At 65.2% G+C, this 14,710-nt stretch carries 14 protein-coding genes and 2 riboswitches; of the genes, 7 read left to right on the plus strand and 7 right to left on the minus strand.

The genetic code is table 11. The features are described from left to right. Nucleotides 1-6 precede the first annotated feature (6 nt). The gene (locus R6258_RS15170; protein WP_318452365.1) at nucleotides 7-678 is read left to right on the plus strand and encodes a 2OG-Fe(II) oxygenase; all 672 of its coding nucleotides are present in this window, start codon (nucleotides 7-9) and stop codon (nucleotides 676-678) included. A 30-nt stretch (nucleotides 679-708) separates the two neighbouring features. Here R6258_RS15170 and R6258_RS15175 read toward each other — a convergent pair whose 3' ends face one another. Beyond that, nucleotides 709-1,482, minus strand: a complete 774-nt coding sequence (locus R6258_RS15175; RefSeq protein WP_318452367.1) for an enoyl-CoA hydratase-related protein — start codon at nucleotides 1,480-1,482, stop codon at nucleotides 709-711. A gap of 251 nt (nucleotides 1,483-1,733) precedes the next feature. Continuing rightward, nucleotides 1,734-3,116, minus strand: coding sequence for an MFS transporter (locus R6258_RS15180; protein WP_318452384.1), 1,383 nt, complete (start codon nucleotides 3,114-3,116; stop codon nucleotides 1,734-1,736). 329 nt (nucleotides 3,117-3,445) lie between these two features. On the opposite strand from R6258_RS15180, the gene R6258_RS15185 reads away from it, so the two are divergent. The 3 genes from R6258_RS15185 (at nucleotide 3,446) to R6258_RS15195 (ending at nucleotide 5,283) form a co-directional block, all read left to right on the plus strand. Continuing rightward, nucleotides 3,446-3,829 carry a VOC family protein gene (locus R6258_RS15185; protein WP_318452387.1) on the plus strand — a complete coding sequence of 128 codons (384 nt, stop codon included), beginning with the start codon at nucleotides 3,446-3,448 and terminating at the stop codon, nucleotides 3,827-3,829. Between the two features lie 35 nt (nucleotides 3,830-3,864). Beyond that, the gene (locus tag R6258_RS15190; RefSeq protein WP_318452390.1) at nucleotides 3,865-4,245 is read left to right on the plus strand and encodes a DUF4870 family protein; all 381 of its coding nucleotides are present in this window, start codon (nucleotides 3,865-3,867) and stop codon (nucleotides 4,243-4,245) included. A gap of 93 nt (nucleotides 4,246-4,338) precedes the next feature. After that, complete coding sequence (locus R6258_RS15195; protein WP_318452392.1) at nucleotides 4,339-5,283, plus strand: lysophospholipid acyltransferase family protein; 945 nt, start codon at nucleotides 4,339-4,341, stop codon at nucleotides 5,281-5,283. A gap of 22 nt (nucleotides 5,284-5,305) precedes the next feature. Here the strand turns inward: R6258_RS15195 and R6258_RS15200 are convergent, their stop codons facing one another. Then, nucleotides 5,306-6,235 (minus strand): DMT family transporter, encoded by a 930-nt coding sequence (locus R6258_RS15200; protein ID WP_318452394.1) that lies wholly within the window; start codon nucleotides 6,233-6,235, stop codon nucleotides 5,306-5,308. A gap of 202 nt (nucleotides 6,236-6,437) precedes the next feature. After that, nucleotides 6,438-6,573: riboswitch (TPP riboswitch) on the plus strand. 78 nt (nucleotides 6,574-6,651) lie between these two features. On the opposite strand from R6258_RS15200, the gene tenA reads away from it, so the two are divergent. From tenA to R6258_RS15215, 3 genes are all read left to right on the plus strand, one after another. After that, the gene (gene tenA, locus R6258_RS15205; RefSeq protein WP_318452396.1) at nucleotides 6,652-7,317 is read left to right on the plus strand and encodes a thiaminase II; all 666 of its coding nucleotides are present in this window, start codon (nucleotides 6,652-6,654) and stop codon (nucleotides 7,315-7,317) included. Between the two features lie 63 nt (nucleotides 7,318-7,380). Continuing rightward, nucleotides 7,381-7,530: riboswitch (TPP riboswitch) on the plus strand. A 72-nt stretch (nucleotides 7,531-7,602) separates the two neighbouring features. Next, nucleotides 7,603-9,492, plus strand: a complete 1,890-nt coding sequence (gene thiC / locus R6258_RS15210) for a phosphomethylpyrimidine synthase ThiC (protein ID WP_318452399.1) — start codon at nucleotides 7,603-7,605, stop codon at nucleotides 9,490-9,492. Nucleotides 9,493-9,657: 165 nt separating this feature from the next. Further along, on the plus strand, nucleotides 9,658-10,725 hold the full coding sequence (locus R6258_RS15215; protein ID WP_318452406.1) for a L,D-transpeptidase family protein: 1,068 nt from the start codon (nucleotides 9,658-9,660) through the stop codon (nucleotides 10,723-10,725). Nucleotides 10,726-10,833: 108 nt separating this feature from the next. Here the strand turns inward: R6258_RS15215 and cyoE are convergent, their stop codons facing one another. From cyoE to cyoB, 4 genes are read right to left on the minus strand one after another with little or no spacing between them, the layout of a single operon-like run. Further along, nucleotides 10,834-11,721: a heme o synthase gene (gene cyoE, locus R6258_RS15220; protein ID WP_412176387.1), complete on the minus strand. Its 888-nt coding sequence runs from the start codon at nucleotides 11,719-11,721 to the stop codon at nucleotides 10,834-10,836. Between the two features lie 12 nt (nucleotides 11,722-11,733). Next, nucleotides 11,734-12,066, minus strand: coding sequence for a cytochrome o ubiquinol oxidase subunit IV (gene cyoD / locus R6258_RS15225; protein WP_318452415.1), 333 nt, complete (start codon nucleotides 12,064-12,066; stop codon nucleotides 11,734-11,736). Between the two features lies 1 nt (nucleotide 12,067). Then, nucleotides 12,068-12,682, minus strand: a complete 615-nt coding sequence (locus R6258_RS15230; protein ID WP_318452422.1) for a cytochrome o ubiquinol oxidase subunit III — start codon at nucleotides 12,680-12,682, stop codon at nucleotides 12,068-12,070. Nucleotides 12,683-12,685: 3 nt separating this feature from the next. Further along, nucleotides 12,686-14,710 (minus strand): cytochrome o ubiquinol oxidase subunit I, encoded by a 2,025-nt coding sequence (gene cyoB / locus R6258_RS15235; protein ID WP_318452425.1) that lies wholly within the window; start codon nucleotides 14,708-14,710, stop codon nucleotides 12,686-12,688.

The raw sequence follows: 14,710 nt of genomic DNA on the forward strand, positions 1-14,710 counted from the left end.
CTCTGCATGCTTTCATCCGATACTGCCAACCCGCTATCGGGGCTCGATGCCGCCGCGCTGCCGACGCTGGTCGACCGGCTCGTCGACCATGGCTGGTTCGTCGGCGAGCGCTTCATCGACCCGGCCCTTTGTCGCGCTCTGCACGACGAGATCCACACACTCGCCGAACACAGCGCCTTGCAGGCCGCGGGGATCGGCCGTGGCGAGGCGCACCAGCTGCGCCGCGACATCCGCAGCGACGCCATTCACTGGCTGAATCGCGACAGCCAGGCCCAGCGCGACTATCTGGCGTTGATGGCCGAATTGCAGGGTCAGATCAACCAGGCGCTCTACCTGGGACTGTTCGAGTTCGAGGCGCACTTCGCCCACTATCCGCCCGGCAGCTTCTACCGCACCCACCTCGACAGCTTTCAGGGACGCGCCAACCGGGTGATCTCGACGGTGCTTTACCTGACCCCCGACTGGCCGAGCGACGGCGGCGGCGAGATGGCCATCTACGCCCAGGACGACGACACCCGCGAACTGACGCGAGTCCGTCCCGAAGCCGGCACCTTCGTATGCTTTCTATCCGACCGGGTACCGCATGCGGTGCTGCCGACCCGCTACCCGCGCACCAGCATCGCCGGCTGGTTTCGCCGCAACGCCTCGCTGGGCGGGTTGGTCGACCCGGCGCGCTGACCAGCGCCGGGCGCGGCTGCGGGGTTAGCGCTAGAAGTTCGGCTTGCGCTTCTCCAGAAAGGCGCCCATACCCTCGCGCTGTTCGGTACCGGCGAAGCCCAGCGCGAACAGGCTGGTTTCCAACGCCAGCGCGCTGTCCAGATGCTGACCCTGGCCGGCGTGGATGGCCTGCTTGGCGGCACGAATCGCCTGCGGGCCATTGGCGCCCAACTGCTGGGTCAGCTCCTCGGCCAGCGTCTCGAGCTCCGCTTGCGGAACCACCCGGTTGACCAGGCCGACGCGCAGCGCCTCCTGGGCATCGATCTTACGCCCGGTGGTGACCAGATCGAGCGCCATCGCCGGGCCGATGCGCCGCGGCAGCCGCTGGGTGCCGCCAAAGCCGGGAATCACCCCGAGCAGCACTTCGGGCTGGCCGAACAGCGCATTGTCGCTGGCCACCGCCCAGTCGCAGGCCAGCGCCAGCTCGCAGCCGCCACCCAGGCAGAAGCCGTTGACCAGGGCGACGACCGGCACCGGCAGGCGCTCGAGACGCTTGAAGGTTGCCAGCGCCTGGGTGGCGAAGACGCGCGCCTCGTCGGGGGTCTTGTCGCGCATCTCGGCGATATCCGCCCCGGCGACGAAGGACTTGTCGCCGGCGCCGGTGATCAACACCGCGCGCAGGTCGTCGCGCGCGGCCAGTTCATCGAGCACCCGCTCAAGCTCGCCGAGCAGCTCGCTGTTCAGCGCGTTCAGTGCCTTGGGTCGATTCAGCGTTATCCGGGCCACGCCGGCGCGCTCGCTGACGGTAACCATTGCCTCGCTCATGCTGTTCTCCGCGATCGGGGTATTCCAGTCTCAGCATAACCGCGGCGCGCGGCGCCCGACATTGCACTAAGGAACCACTGCATAAATGTCTGCGCGGGCAAATCGCTGCGTTGTACGGTGCTGGTGCGCCAGCCCGGACGGAATCCTCACATATACCCCATATGCTCCGGTTCCTGTGCTCCGTACGCCTTGCGCTTCGCTCCGCCCGCCAATTTAATCAGCGTTTCCTATCGGCGGCTGCCCCGGCGCCGCTAGCTACGCAGGTCGCTGGTCTCTTCCTCGCGCTCGGCCCGGCGCGCCTCGGACGGGGGATCGTCGGGCGGCGGCGGGCCTACCAGCGGTTCGGCGACGTCCACGTCGGGCACCGCCTGCGAGAGATCCTCGGCATGCTCGTGTTCGATCGCCCCCTGCACCAGTTCGTCGGTCACGCTGAGTTCGGCGCCCACCACCGTCTGCGGCGGGTTGGGGGTGAACGGCGCCACCGGCAGCGGCGCGGGACGACAGCTACGCCGCCAGGTGAAGAACAGCGCCAGCGCGGCGCCCAGCGCGGCCAGCGACCAGAACAGCCCGGCGTCGCCGAGCGTCGCCATGACCGGCGAGATCAACGGCGGGCTGAGCGTCGAGCCCACCGCATTGATCAACAACAGCCCCTGGCTCATGCGCACCAGCGCACCGGCCGGCGCGCGGTCGGCGGCATGGCTCACCGCCACCGGGTAGAGCGCGAACACGCCGCCGCCGAGCAGGAACAGCACGCCCGCCAGCAGCCACGGTCGGTCGGCCAGCGACAGCGCGCCCAGCGACAGCGCCAGGCTGGCGATGCCGATCAGGATCAGCACCAACTGGCGATCGTGGCGGTCGGACCAGCGGCCGATGGGGTATTGCAGCAACATCCCACCGAGCACCATCACCGCCATCATCTGACCGATGTGCTGGACGCTGAATCCGCTGCGCTGCAGGTAGAGCGGCAGCAACGAGTAGAGCGCGGCGATCGCCAGGCCCGAACCGAAGCAGCCCATCACCCCGGTCGGGGTGAGCATGATCAGGCGCAACGGCGGCAGCGGCTCGGCATGCTCGAGCAGCGGCGAGACCCGCGGAATCATCGCCATCGGCAGCACCGACAGCGACGCCAGCAGCCCGATCACCATGAACGGCACCTGCGCACCGGCGGCATCGGTCACCCCCAGCAGCAATTGGCCAATCACCCCCGCGGCGTACAGCGAAATCATGTACAGCGCCAATAGTCGGCCGCGCACCCGGGTATCGGACGCGGTCAACAGCCAGCTTTCGATGACCAGATACACGCCCACCGTCGCCCAGCCGCCGATGAGGCGCAGCACGAACCACCACCAGGCGTTCAGCCATAGCCCGGCGAGCAGCACGGTCACCGCCACCAGCGAGGCGAAACAGGCATAGGCGCGGATGTGGCCGATGCGCAGCAACAATCGGTCGTTGAGCAGCGCACCGATCGCCAGGCCGATGAAATACGCCGACGAGACCCAGCCGATCACCACCGCCGAGGCGCCGGCGGCGTCCAGGCGCAGGGTGATCAGCGTTGCCAGAAAGCCGTTGCCGATCCCCAGGATGAAAAGACCCAACAGGGGAGCCAGGGCCATGGCCAGTAACTGGGGCGACATGAACGGATGCCTCACGATCGATGGTATTGGCGGCGCCACGCCGGCGTGAAATGCCCGACGCGACATCAAAACGGACAGCGCTGTCGCGCAAGACGGCGCAATTTCGCGGGCGACTATACGCCCGCGCTGGCCGGCAACAAAGCGTTTTTACGTGCTTAGCGCCAACCCTGCATACACCTTATTAGCGCTTGGCGAATCATGCCATTCGCCAGGCTGTGTACGGGACAGCGACGAGCGTATCAGCGTATGCTGGAATAACGACAAACAAGCCGGGTAGCCGTTGCCGACCGGCGGCTGCGTACCCACATAAGCCCATGAGGAACACGCCAATGCTAGCGGGCCTGGACCATCTGGTCGTCACCGTCACTGACATACCCCGCGCCGTGGATTTCTATACCCGGGTGCTGGGGCTGGAAGCACGTTATCGCGACGCCGAGCGCGTCGACCTGGTGCTCGGCGACATCGCCCTGCGCCTGCATCCGGTCGATACCACGATCGTGCCGCGCGCCGGCTGTCCGATGCCCGGCAGCCTGGATATCTGTTTTCGCAGCCTGCTGCCGCTCGAAGAAGTTCAGGCGCATCTCGATGCCCTGGCCATCCAGGTCGAGACCGGCCCGGTGGCCCGCCAGGGTGCCGGCGGGCCGATCGTCTCGCTGTACCTGCGCGACCCCGACAACAACCTGATCGAATTGTGTCGCCCCGATCGCCAGTAGCTTCCCAACCGCCCTTCTCGACACGGAGATCCGTCATGGCCGATCCGCTTGCCGATAGCCCCGAAACGCTCGCCGACGAAGCCCCGCAGCCCGCTGACACGACCCTCGCCATGGTGGTCTACGGCCTGCTGCTGGCCGGCTTCGTGATCGGCATCACGCCGATCGTCGGCGTGGTCATCGCCTACGTGTATCGCGGCAAGGGCCCGCCGTGGCTGGACGGGCATTACCGCTACCAGATCCGCACCTTCTGGATCGGCCTGCTCTATGCGATCGTCGCCGCGCTGCTGTCGCTGATCGGCATCGGCCTGATCCTGATGCTGGGCTTGGCGATCTGGCTGATCGTGCGCTGCGTCAAGGGCTTCAAGGGGCTGCAGGAAAAGCGCGCGCCGAGCAATATAGACACCTGGCTGTGGTAGCGTGACGGCAAGACGCCGGCCGGGCGCGTCGCATGAAGCCCGCGGCGCAACCCGTTATAATGCACGCCCCGGAGTTCGAAGCCGCTGAACTGCATGAGTGACCGACCATACCCCAGCGCCTTGCAAGCGCGCTCCATCACCGCCCTGTGGCGACTGCTGTCGCACGCCAGGCCCAAGACGCTATGGCGCCTGGCGTGCTGCCTGGGGCCGCTGATCTATCGCTTCAGCGCCCGCGAGCGCAAGGTGACCGACATCAACCTGCGCGAAGTCTACCCGCAGTTCGACGAAGCGCGGCGCACCCGGCTGGCCCGCGACAGCATCCGCCACTCCACCGCGACGATGCTCGAACTGGGCTTCGCCTGGATGGCCGACTCGACCCGGGTCGAGGCCTCGATACAGGCCGTGCACGGCCGCGAGCTGCTCGACGAGGCGCGCGCAGAGGGCCGCGGAGTGATCGTGCTGGCACCGCACTTCGGCAACTGGGAAGTCCTCAACTTCTGGCTGTCCGGCCACTTCCCGTTCACGGCGATGTACGAACCGCCCAAGATCGCCGAACTCGACCCGCTGATCCGCCGGGGACGCGAGCGCATGGGCGCGGCCCTGGTCCCCACCAACTCGCGCGGCGTCGCGGCACTGCTCAAGGCGCTCAAGCGCAGCGAGGCGGTCGGCATCCTACCCGACCAGGAGCCCGACTGGCGGGGCGGCGTATTCGCCGACTTCTTCCACCGGCCCGCCTACACCGGCACGCTGCTGCCCAAGTTGGTGGCGCGGACCCAGGCCCGGGTGGTCACCGGCGTGGCCCGGCGCCGACTAGCCGGCGCCGGGCAGCCGCCGGGCTTCGAGATTCATTTTCTCGCCGCCGACGAACGCGTCTACGATCCCGACGAGACGCTCGCCGCGCGCGGCGTCAACGCCAGCGTCGAGGCGGCGATCGCGCTCGACCCGGCGCAGTACCAGTGGGAATACAAGCGCTATCGCAAGACCCCCGAAGAGCAGCAGCAGCGCAGCGACTACCGCCGCTACCGGCTTTATCGCTGAACTCCCGGCGAAACCATCTGCGCTACTCGGGCCGGGCAGCGTCGGGCCGTGCCTGCACGCGCGGCGCAGGGGCCGCCTTGAACAGGATCAGCCACAACGCACCGGCGATCAGCACGCCGCCGACCAGATGCGCCAGGGTCACCTTTTCGTCGAGAAACAGCGCGCCCCACAGCACGCCGAACAGCGGCACCAGCATGGTCACGGTGAGCGGCTTGATCGGGCCCAGGTCCGCCAGCAGTCGAAAGAACAGCAGATAGGCCAATGCCGTGCACACCAGCCCCAGCGCCAGCATGGCCAGCCACACGTCGCCCTGCAGCCAGTTCGCCAGCGAGGGCTGTCGCCAGGCCTCGAGCAGCATCAACGGCGCCAGCAAGGCGCTCGCCCCGGCCTGCGAGCCCAGCGCCAGCAGCCGCGAGTCCAGCCCGCCGCGCTCGGCAATGAAGCGCCGCACCAGAAATCCCGACAGGCCGTAGCAGGCCGCCGCGACCAGACACGCCGCCGCCGCCAGCAACAGGGTGACGTCCACGGCCACCGGGCCGGTCCGAACCAGCACCGCGACGCCCGCCAAGCCCAGCGCCACCCCGCACAGCCGATCGCGGGTCATCGCCTCGTCGAACAGCGCCGCGCCGATCAATACCCCCATCAGCGGCGTGGTGGCATTGAACATCGCCGAGTAACCGGCCGGCAGGGTCTGGGCGGCCAGGCAGAACATCGCGAACGGTACCCCCGAATTGACCATGCCGATCGCCAGCGTCGCCCGCGCCTTGCCCTGGAAGCGCCACTTCACCCGCCACAGGGCGAGAATCGCCAGCAACCCCAGCATGGCCAGAAAGACCCGAAAGAAGGCCGTGACGAACGATCCCAGTTCCGGCGCGGCGATGCGCATGAACAGAAAGCTCGCGCCCCACAGGGCGGACAGCAGCAACAGACGTAGCGTGGAATCGAGAGGCATGGCGGACGCTCGGGTGGTTATTCGGTAGCGATTCTAGCGCGCCATAGAGCCGCCGTCCGGCTGTTTTCGGACGCCGAGTTTCGGACGCCGTGTATCGGACGCCGTGTATCGAACGCCGAGTCCCCAACACGCTCGAGACGGATCTTGCTTGACCGCCGCCGCGGCGTTACCCACACTGCCGACTGTGCGGGCGCGTTCCCGCACACGCTTGACGGGGTGCCGGTGAAACCGGCTGAGATCGCCATCGAACGAGGCATGGCGGATCCCGAAGAACCTGATCCGGGTGATTTCTCATGATGAGAAAGTGTACCGGCGTAGGGATCAAGCAATGGCCGGCCCGCTTCGATGCTCCCTCTGCCGCGCCATTCTGGCTCCCGCCGCTGCCCCTCCGGATCGCCGTTACGCTCGGAGCATGCATGGGCTACCGCTTCACCGATCTGATCAGTGCCTGCCGGAATGACTGGCGCGCCTACATCGAACACGACTTCGTCCGCCAGCTGGGGCAAGCCACGCTTGGCGATGGCGCCTTTCGCCATTATCTCGAGCAGGACTACCTGTTCCTGATCCATTTCGCCCGCGCCTATGCCCTGGCGGCCTACAAGAGCCGCACGCTGGCCGATCTGCGCCAGGCTTACGACGGGCTCAGGACCATCCTCGACGTCGAACTCGACCTGCACCTCGGCTATTGCCGCGAATGGGGAATCAGCGAGGACGACCTGGCCAGGCTGCCCGAAGCCCGCGCCACGCTGGCCTACACCCGCTATGTATTGGATGCCGGCAGCCGCGGCGACCTGCTCGACCTTCACGTCGCCCTGGCGCCGTGTCTGATCGGCTACGGCGAGATCGCCAACTGGCTCGAGGCCCAGCCGTTCACATGCCATGACGGCAACCCTTATGCCGACTGGATCGCCATGTACGCCGGCGACGACTTTCAGCAGGCCATGCAGGCCGAGATCGCCTGGCTGGACGAGCGCCTCGCCACGCTCGATGCCGCGCGCTTCGCGCAACTCGTCACGATCTTTCGTGACGCCACCCGACTGGAGATCGACTTCTGGCAGATGGGCCTGGATCAGTCCTTCTGAGTCCATCCGCCGCACGCCGGGCACCGATGACTGCCCGGTAAATCCGGCGCCGCCTGGCGGTGCCATCGCTTGACGGGGTGCCGGTGGAACCGGCTGAGATCACTCTACGGCGCGGCAATTGCCGGGTCGTCACGGTGGGGCCCGTTGAACCTGACCTGGCTAATTCCCGATCATGGGGAGCGAACCAGCGTAGGGATCAAGCGACACGCAGGCCGCCACTGACGCACCCCTGCCGCTGTCCTCCTCCGCTGTCCTCCCTGACTATCGCTCAATGGGAGAACGACTGTGGCAAAGACCGATCACTTCCTGGCCGAAACGGCCCGCGTGGACGAAGCGGCTATCCAGGCCCTGCCCGGCTCGCGCAAGGTCCATGTCGAGGGCACACGAGCCGACATCCGCGTGCCGTTTCGCGAGATCAGCCTCTCGCCGACCCGCACCTCAGGTGCCGACGAAGCGAACCCGCCGCTGCTGGTCTACGACACCTCCGGCCCCTACACCGACCCCGAGGCCCGCATCGACCTGCGCCGCGGCCTGCCCGAGCTGCGTCGCGCCTGGATCGACGAACGCGGCGACACCGAACTGCTCGACGGACCCACCTCCGAGTACGGCCGCCGCCGCGCCAACGACCCGATGCTCGCCCCGCTGCGTTTCGAGCTGACTCGCACGCCGCGCCGCGCCAAAGCAGGCCGCAACGTCACCCAGCTGCATTACGCGCGCCAGGGCGTCGTCACGCCGGAGATGGAGTTCATTGCCCTGCGCGAGAACCAGCGTCGCCAGGCACTGGGTTCGGAAGAGGTCGAACGCATCCTCGGCCACCAGCATCCCGGCCAGGGCTTCGGCGCTCGATTGCCCGACGAGATCACCCCCGAGTTCGTGCGTCGCGAAGTCGCCGAGGGTCGCGCGATCATTCCGAATAACATCAACCACCCGGAATCCGAGCCGATGATCATCGGCCGCAACTTCCTGGTGAAGATCAACGGCAACCTCGGCAACTCGGCGGTCACCTCCTCCATCGAGGACGAGGTCGACAAGATGACCTGGGGTATTCGCTGGGGCGCGGACACCATCATGGACCTCTCCACCGGCGCCAATATCCACGAGACCCGCGAGTGGATCATCCGCAACGCGCCGGTGCCGATCGGCACCGTGCCCATCTACCAGGCGCTGGAGAAGGTGGGCGGCGTGGCCGAGGACCTGACCTGGGAGGTCTTCCGCGACACCCTGATCGAGCAGGCCGAACAGGGCGTGGACTACTTCACCATCCATGCCGGCGTGCTGCTGCGCTACGTGCCGCTCACTGCCAGGCGCGTCACCGGCATCGTCTCGCGCGGCGGCTCGATCATGGCCAAGTGGTGTCTCTTTCATCATCGGGAGAGCTTCCTCTACACCCATTTCGAGGAGATCTGCGAGATCTGCAAGCGCTATGACGTGGCCTTCTCGCTGGGCGACGGCCTGCGACCGGGCTCGGTGGCCGACGCCAACGACGAGGCGCAGATGGCCGAACTCAAGACGCTGGGTGAGCTGACCCATATCGCCTGGAAGCACGACGTGCAGGTGATGATCGAGGGTCCCGGCCATGTGCCCATGCACCTGGTCAAGGAGAACATGGACAAGCAGCTCGAGTACTGCGACGAGGCGCCGTTCTACACGCTCGGCCCGCTGGTCACCGACATCGCGCCCGGCTACGACCACATCACCTCGGGCATCGGCGCGGCGATGATCGGCTGGTACGGTTGCGCAATGCTCTGCTACGTCACCCCCAAGGAGCATCTCGGCCTGCCCAACAAGGACGACGTCAAGACCGGCATCATCACCTACAAGATCGCCGCGCATGCCGCCGACCTCGCCAAGGGCCATCCCGCCGCGCAACGCCGCGACAACGCGCTGTCCAAGGCGCGCTTCGAATTTCGCTGGGAGGATCAGTTCAACCTCGGCCTCGACCCCGATACCGCGCGGGAATACCACGACGAGACGCTGCCCAAGGACTCGGCCAAGGTGGCGCACTTCTGCTCGATGTGCGGACCCAAGTTCTGCTCGATGAAGATCAGCCAGGAGGTCCGCGACTATGCAACCGAGCACGGCCTGGACGGCGACCGGGAAGCGGTGATGAAAGGCATGGAAGAGCAAGCGGAGAAGTTCCGCCGCGAGGGGGCCGAACTCTATAAGGAGGTCTGACCGTCCCGCCAGCCCTGACGACAGCGCGCCGCGCCGACCGCACCAGTCGGCGCGGCGTCTTTCGTCCGGCCACCCCGACCGCCTCGTCATAGACCCGGAAGGCGGGTTGGTTTAGCGTACCGGCGGTGACACAGCGGATAGCCAGGGTATGGAAAGGGAAATCAGATGCGCAAGACACTAGGAAGCAAGACGCTCGGCCTGCTGGTGGGTTTACTGACGCTGTCGCGGCTGGCCGCGGCCCAGGCGAGCGAATCGGTGGGCCATTACCCGTTGCCCGACTCGAGTGACATCGTCGGTCGCGTACAGACCGTCGAGACCAGCGGTGAGGAGACCCTGATCGACATCGGCCTGCGCCACGGCGTCGGCTACAACGCCATGGTCCGCGCCAACCCGGAGACCAACGTCTGGGTGCCGGGCGAAGGCACCGAGGTTGTGGTGCCCACCCGCTACATCCTGCCGCCGGGCCCGCATGAAGGCATCGTCGTCAACCTGGCCGAGATGCGCCTGTACTACTATCCTGACACGCCGCAGGGCAAGACGCCCCGCGTCGAGACCTATCCCATCGGCATCGGCCGCATGGACTGGCAGACCCCGCTCGGCCGGACGACGGTCACCGCCAAGGTCGAGAACCCCGCCTGGTACCCGCCGCAGAGCATCATCGCGGAGCGCGCCAAGCGCGGTGAGACGCTGCCCTCCGTCGTGCCGCCCGGGCCCGACAATCCGTTGGGCAAGCATGCCTTGATCCTAGACCTGCCGGGCTACCTGATCCACGGCACCAACCGCCCGGCGGGGGTCGGCATGCGCGTCTCGCACGGCTGTATCCGCATGCTGCCGGGTGACATCGCCGACCTGATCCACCGCGTGCCGGTGGGCACTCCGGTGCGGCTGGTCAAGGAGCCGGTCAAGTTCGGCTGGGACGCCGCGGGCATCCTCCACGTGCAGGCCTATCCCGCGCAGGTCGCTGCCGATGACGGCGCCGACGCACACATCGCCGAAGCCATGAACGCCGCGACTCGAGCGGCGTCAGGCCGGCGTTTCCTGGTCGACTATCGTCGCCTGAAAGAGCAGCTCGAGGCTCCCGATGGCATGCCCACCGCGCTGCTGCTCGCCGGGCGCCCCTTCCCGCTACCCGAGCCGGTATTGACGTTCTTCGAACGCGCGCAGTTGATTCCCTCGCTCTATAGCCGAGTGGCGACCAGCCCAGCCGGCAAACCTCTGATGCAACCGGAGTAGGCGCGAGCTGACCGGACCGGTACGCCGCGAACGGCAATAGTCGGGCATGAAAAAAGCCACACGCGAGCGTGTGGCTTGGTTCGGCGGCGGAGTCTTGCCGACGGCTTGTCAGCGCAACGAGGTCCACAGCACCGGCGTACCGGGTAGCTGGAAATCGATCGCCATCATCACGCTCAAGGCGGTGATGGTGAAGATCGAGAAGATGAAGACCTTCTTCGCCCATGCCTCGTCGTTCGTCGTGCGATAGCCGGCCAGCGCCATGTACAGCCAGTAGCCGCCCATCGCCGCGGCGACGATGAAGTAGCCATAACCGGCATAGCCGGCGAAGCTGAGCAGCAGCGTCGCCGCGAGGAACGCGACGATATAGCCGGCGATATAGTGCTTGGCGGTCTTCACGCCGCGGATGACCGGCAGCACCGGAATCGCTGCGGCACGATAATCCTTGAAACGGAAGATGGCGATCGCATAGGAGTGCGGCATCTGCCACAGGCAGAAGATCAGCAGCAGCGTCAGCGCACCGAGATCGAACTCGTTGCTGACCGCGCAATAGCCGACCACCGGCGGTGCCGCCCCGGACAGGCTGCCGATCAACGTGCCGTACTCGGAGTGACGCTTCAGGTAGAGGCTGTAAGCCCCCACGTAGATGGCGAAGCCGATCGCCGCGAACAGCAGGGCCGTCGGTGTGGTGCCGACGTACAGCACGCCGAAACCGGCCAGCCCCAGCAGCGTGGCGAAGATCAGCGTCGCCCCGGGCGACACCAGCCCCTGGACCAGTACCCTGTCCTGCGTGCGTTCCATCAGCCGGTCGATATCGCGATCGATATAGTTATTGAACGCACAGCCGGAGGCGATCACCAGCGCGATACCCACCACCGTGGCCAGCAGGAGCGTGAAGTCCACGCTGCCCTGCGAGGCCAGGAAGAAGCCCCCGGCCACGGAGATCAGGTTGCCGAAAATGATGCCCGGCTTGGTCAATGACAGATAGTGCTTGATCATCACGAGCGCGGCTTAGCCGGCCATCATGTTCTGGTGCAGATGCTGCATGATCCACAGCGAACCGCCGACGATCAGCCCTAGGATCACGATCGTGAACACGAATGCCGTCAGGTTCCAGCCCTCGTCCGACTTGGTGTTCATGTGCATGAACATCACCAACTGGACGAGTACCTGCAGAACCGCCATGACGATGATCGTGACGGCCGTCGTCGTGGTGCTGAAGCCGCCCAGCATGACCACGCCGAAGGCCACCAGCGTCAGCACGATCGACAGGATCAAGCCGATCACATAGGACTTGACGCTACCGTGGCTGGCGCCACTGGGTGCAGTGTGTGAGTCGCTCATGTCACAGGGCTCCCATCAGGTAGACTAGGGTGAATACGCAGATCCAGACGATATCCAGGAAGTGCCAGAACAGGCTCAGGCACATGATCCGTGGCCGGGTCACCTCGGTGAGGCCCTTGGTCGACACCTGGATGAACATGATCAGGATCCACAGCAGGCCGAAGCTCACGTGCAGACCGTGGGTACCCACCAGCGTGAAGAACGACGACAGGAAGGCGCTGCGGTCGGGGCCGTAGCCTTCATGGATCAAATGCTGGAATTCGTAGATCTCCATCCCTACGAAGCCCGCGCCGAGCAGGAAGGTGATCGCCAGCCAGGCACGCACCTGGCCCGCCTTGTCGGCGTTCATCGCCAACACGGCGATGCCGTAGGTGAAACTACTCAACAACAGCAGGAAGGTCTCGACCAGCACGAACGGCAGCTCGAAGAGTTCCTGCGATGTAGGCCCACCCGCCGTGCCCCCGTGGAGCACGGCATATGCCGCGAACAGTGACCCGAAGATCACCAAATCGCTCATCAGGTAGATCCAGAAGCCGAAGACCTTGGTGCCGGCGGCGTCGTGGTGCTCATGCTCGTGAGCATGAGCGTCGTAGTTGCTTAGAGTATCGGTAGCCATGATTTACGCCTGCACCCCCAAGTTACCGTCGTTCGTCTCGTGGCGGGCATCGCTGCCGGCTCTGGCGAGTCGTGCATGATGTTCTTTCTCGACGCGCTCGACTTCCGCTGCGGGAACGTAGTAATCGACGTCTTCATTGAAGATACGCAGCATGAAGGCGATGAACATGCCAATCGTACCCACGCCAACCAGCCACCAGATGTGCCAGACCAGCGCGAAGCCGAAGACGATGCTGAACAGACCCATGATCGGACCCGCCGCGGTGTTCTTGGGCATGTGGATAGCTTCGTAGGGCGGCTCGGACGTCATGAGATTGCCCTGCTTCTTCATTTCCCAGAAATAGTCGATGGAGTCGACCGCCGGCAGATGCGCGAAGTTGTAGTGCGGTGCAGGCGAGGACGTGGCCCATTCAAGGGTACGGGCATCCCACGGGTCGCCGGTCACATCGCGAAGTGCCTCACGGTCGCGCACACTGACTATCAGCTGGATCACCGTGCAGGCGATACCCAGCAGAACGATGAACGCACCGACCCAGGCAACCAGCATCAGCGGCAGCCAATCGGGGTTCTCGTAGGACTGCATGCGACGCACGGCGCCGAAGAAGCTCAGTACGTAGAGCGGCATGAACGCCATGTAGAAACCGACCAGCCAGCACCAGAAGCTGCGCTTGCCCCACTTCTCGTCGAGCTTGAAGCCGAACGCCTTGGGGAACCAGTAGACCAGACCGGCCATCATGCCGAACACTACGCCGCCGATGATCACGTTGTGGAAATGCGCGATCACGAACAGGCTGTTGTGCAGCACGAAGTTGGCACCCGGCACCGCCAGCATCACACCGGTCATGCCGCCCAGGGTAAAGGTGATGATGAAACCGATCGTCCACAGTACCGGCGTCGAGTATTCCAGGCGACCGCGATACATGGTGAACAGCCAGTTGAATATCTTCACCCCGGTGGGGATGGCAATGATCATCGTGGTGATGCCGAAGAAGGCGTTGACGTTGGCGCCCGCCCCCATGGTGAAGAAGTGGTGAAGCCAGACGATGAACGACAGCAGCGTGATCGCGATGGTCGCCCACACCAGGGTGTTGTAGCCGAACAGGCGCTTCTTCGAGAAGGTCGCGATGACCTCGGAGAAGACCCCGAACGCCGGCAGGATCAGGATGTAAACCTCGGGATGGCCCCAGGCCCAGATGAGGTTGACGTACATCATCTGGTTGCCGCCCATGTCATTGGTGAAGAAATGCATCCCCAAATAACGATCGAGCGTGAGCAGGGCAATGGTTGCCGTCAGAATCGGGAACGACAGGATGATCAGCACGTTGGTGCACAGCGCCGTCCAGGTGAAGATCGGCATGCGGAACAGGGTCATGCCCTTGGTGCGCATCTTCAGGATGGTCACGAAGAAGTTGATACCTGTCAGCGTGGTGCCGATCCCCGATATCTGTAGCGCCCATATCCAGTAATCGACCCCGACCCCGGGACTGTAATCGATGCCCGAAAGCGGCGCGTAGGCCAGCCAGCCGGTCTTGGCGAACTCGCCGACCACCAGCGAAATGTTGACCAGCACCACACCCGCCGCGAACAGCCAGAAACTCAGGTTGTTCATGAACGGGAAGGCGACGTCGCGCGCACCGATCTGCAACGGCACCACCAGGTTCATCAGGCCGATGACCATGGGCATGGCGACGAAGAAGATCATGATCACGCCGTGGGCGGTGAAGACCTGGTCATAGTGCTCGGGCGGCAGGTAGCCCTCCGCCCCACCGTAGGCCATCGCCTGCTGGGTACGCATCATGATGGCATCGGAGAAGCCGCGAATCAGCATGACCAGCGCGACCAGGAAGTACATGATGCCGAGTTTCTTGTGATCGATGGAGGTGATCCACTCACTCCACAGATATCCCCACTTCTTGAAGTAGGTTATTCCCCCGACGAGAGCCGCACCGCCAATCGCCATGACGATGGCAACGACCATAATGATCGGCTCATGGTAGGGAATAGCCTCTAGGCTAAGTTTTCCGAACAT

It is taken from the genome of Halomonas sp. HP20-15, from assembly GCF_033446685.1.
Taxonomy (GTDB): domain Bacteria; phylum Pseudomonadota; class Gammaproteobacteria; order Pseudomonadales; family Halomonadaceae; genus Modicisalibacter.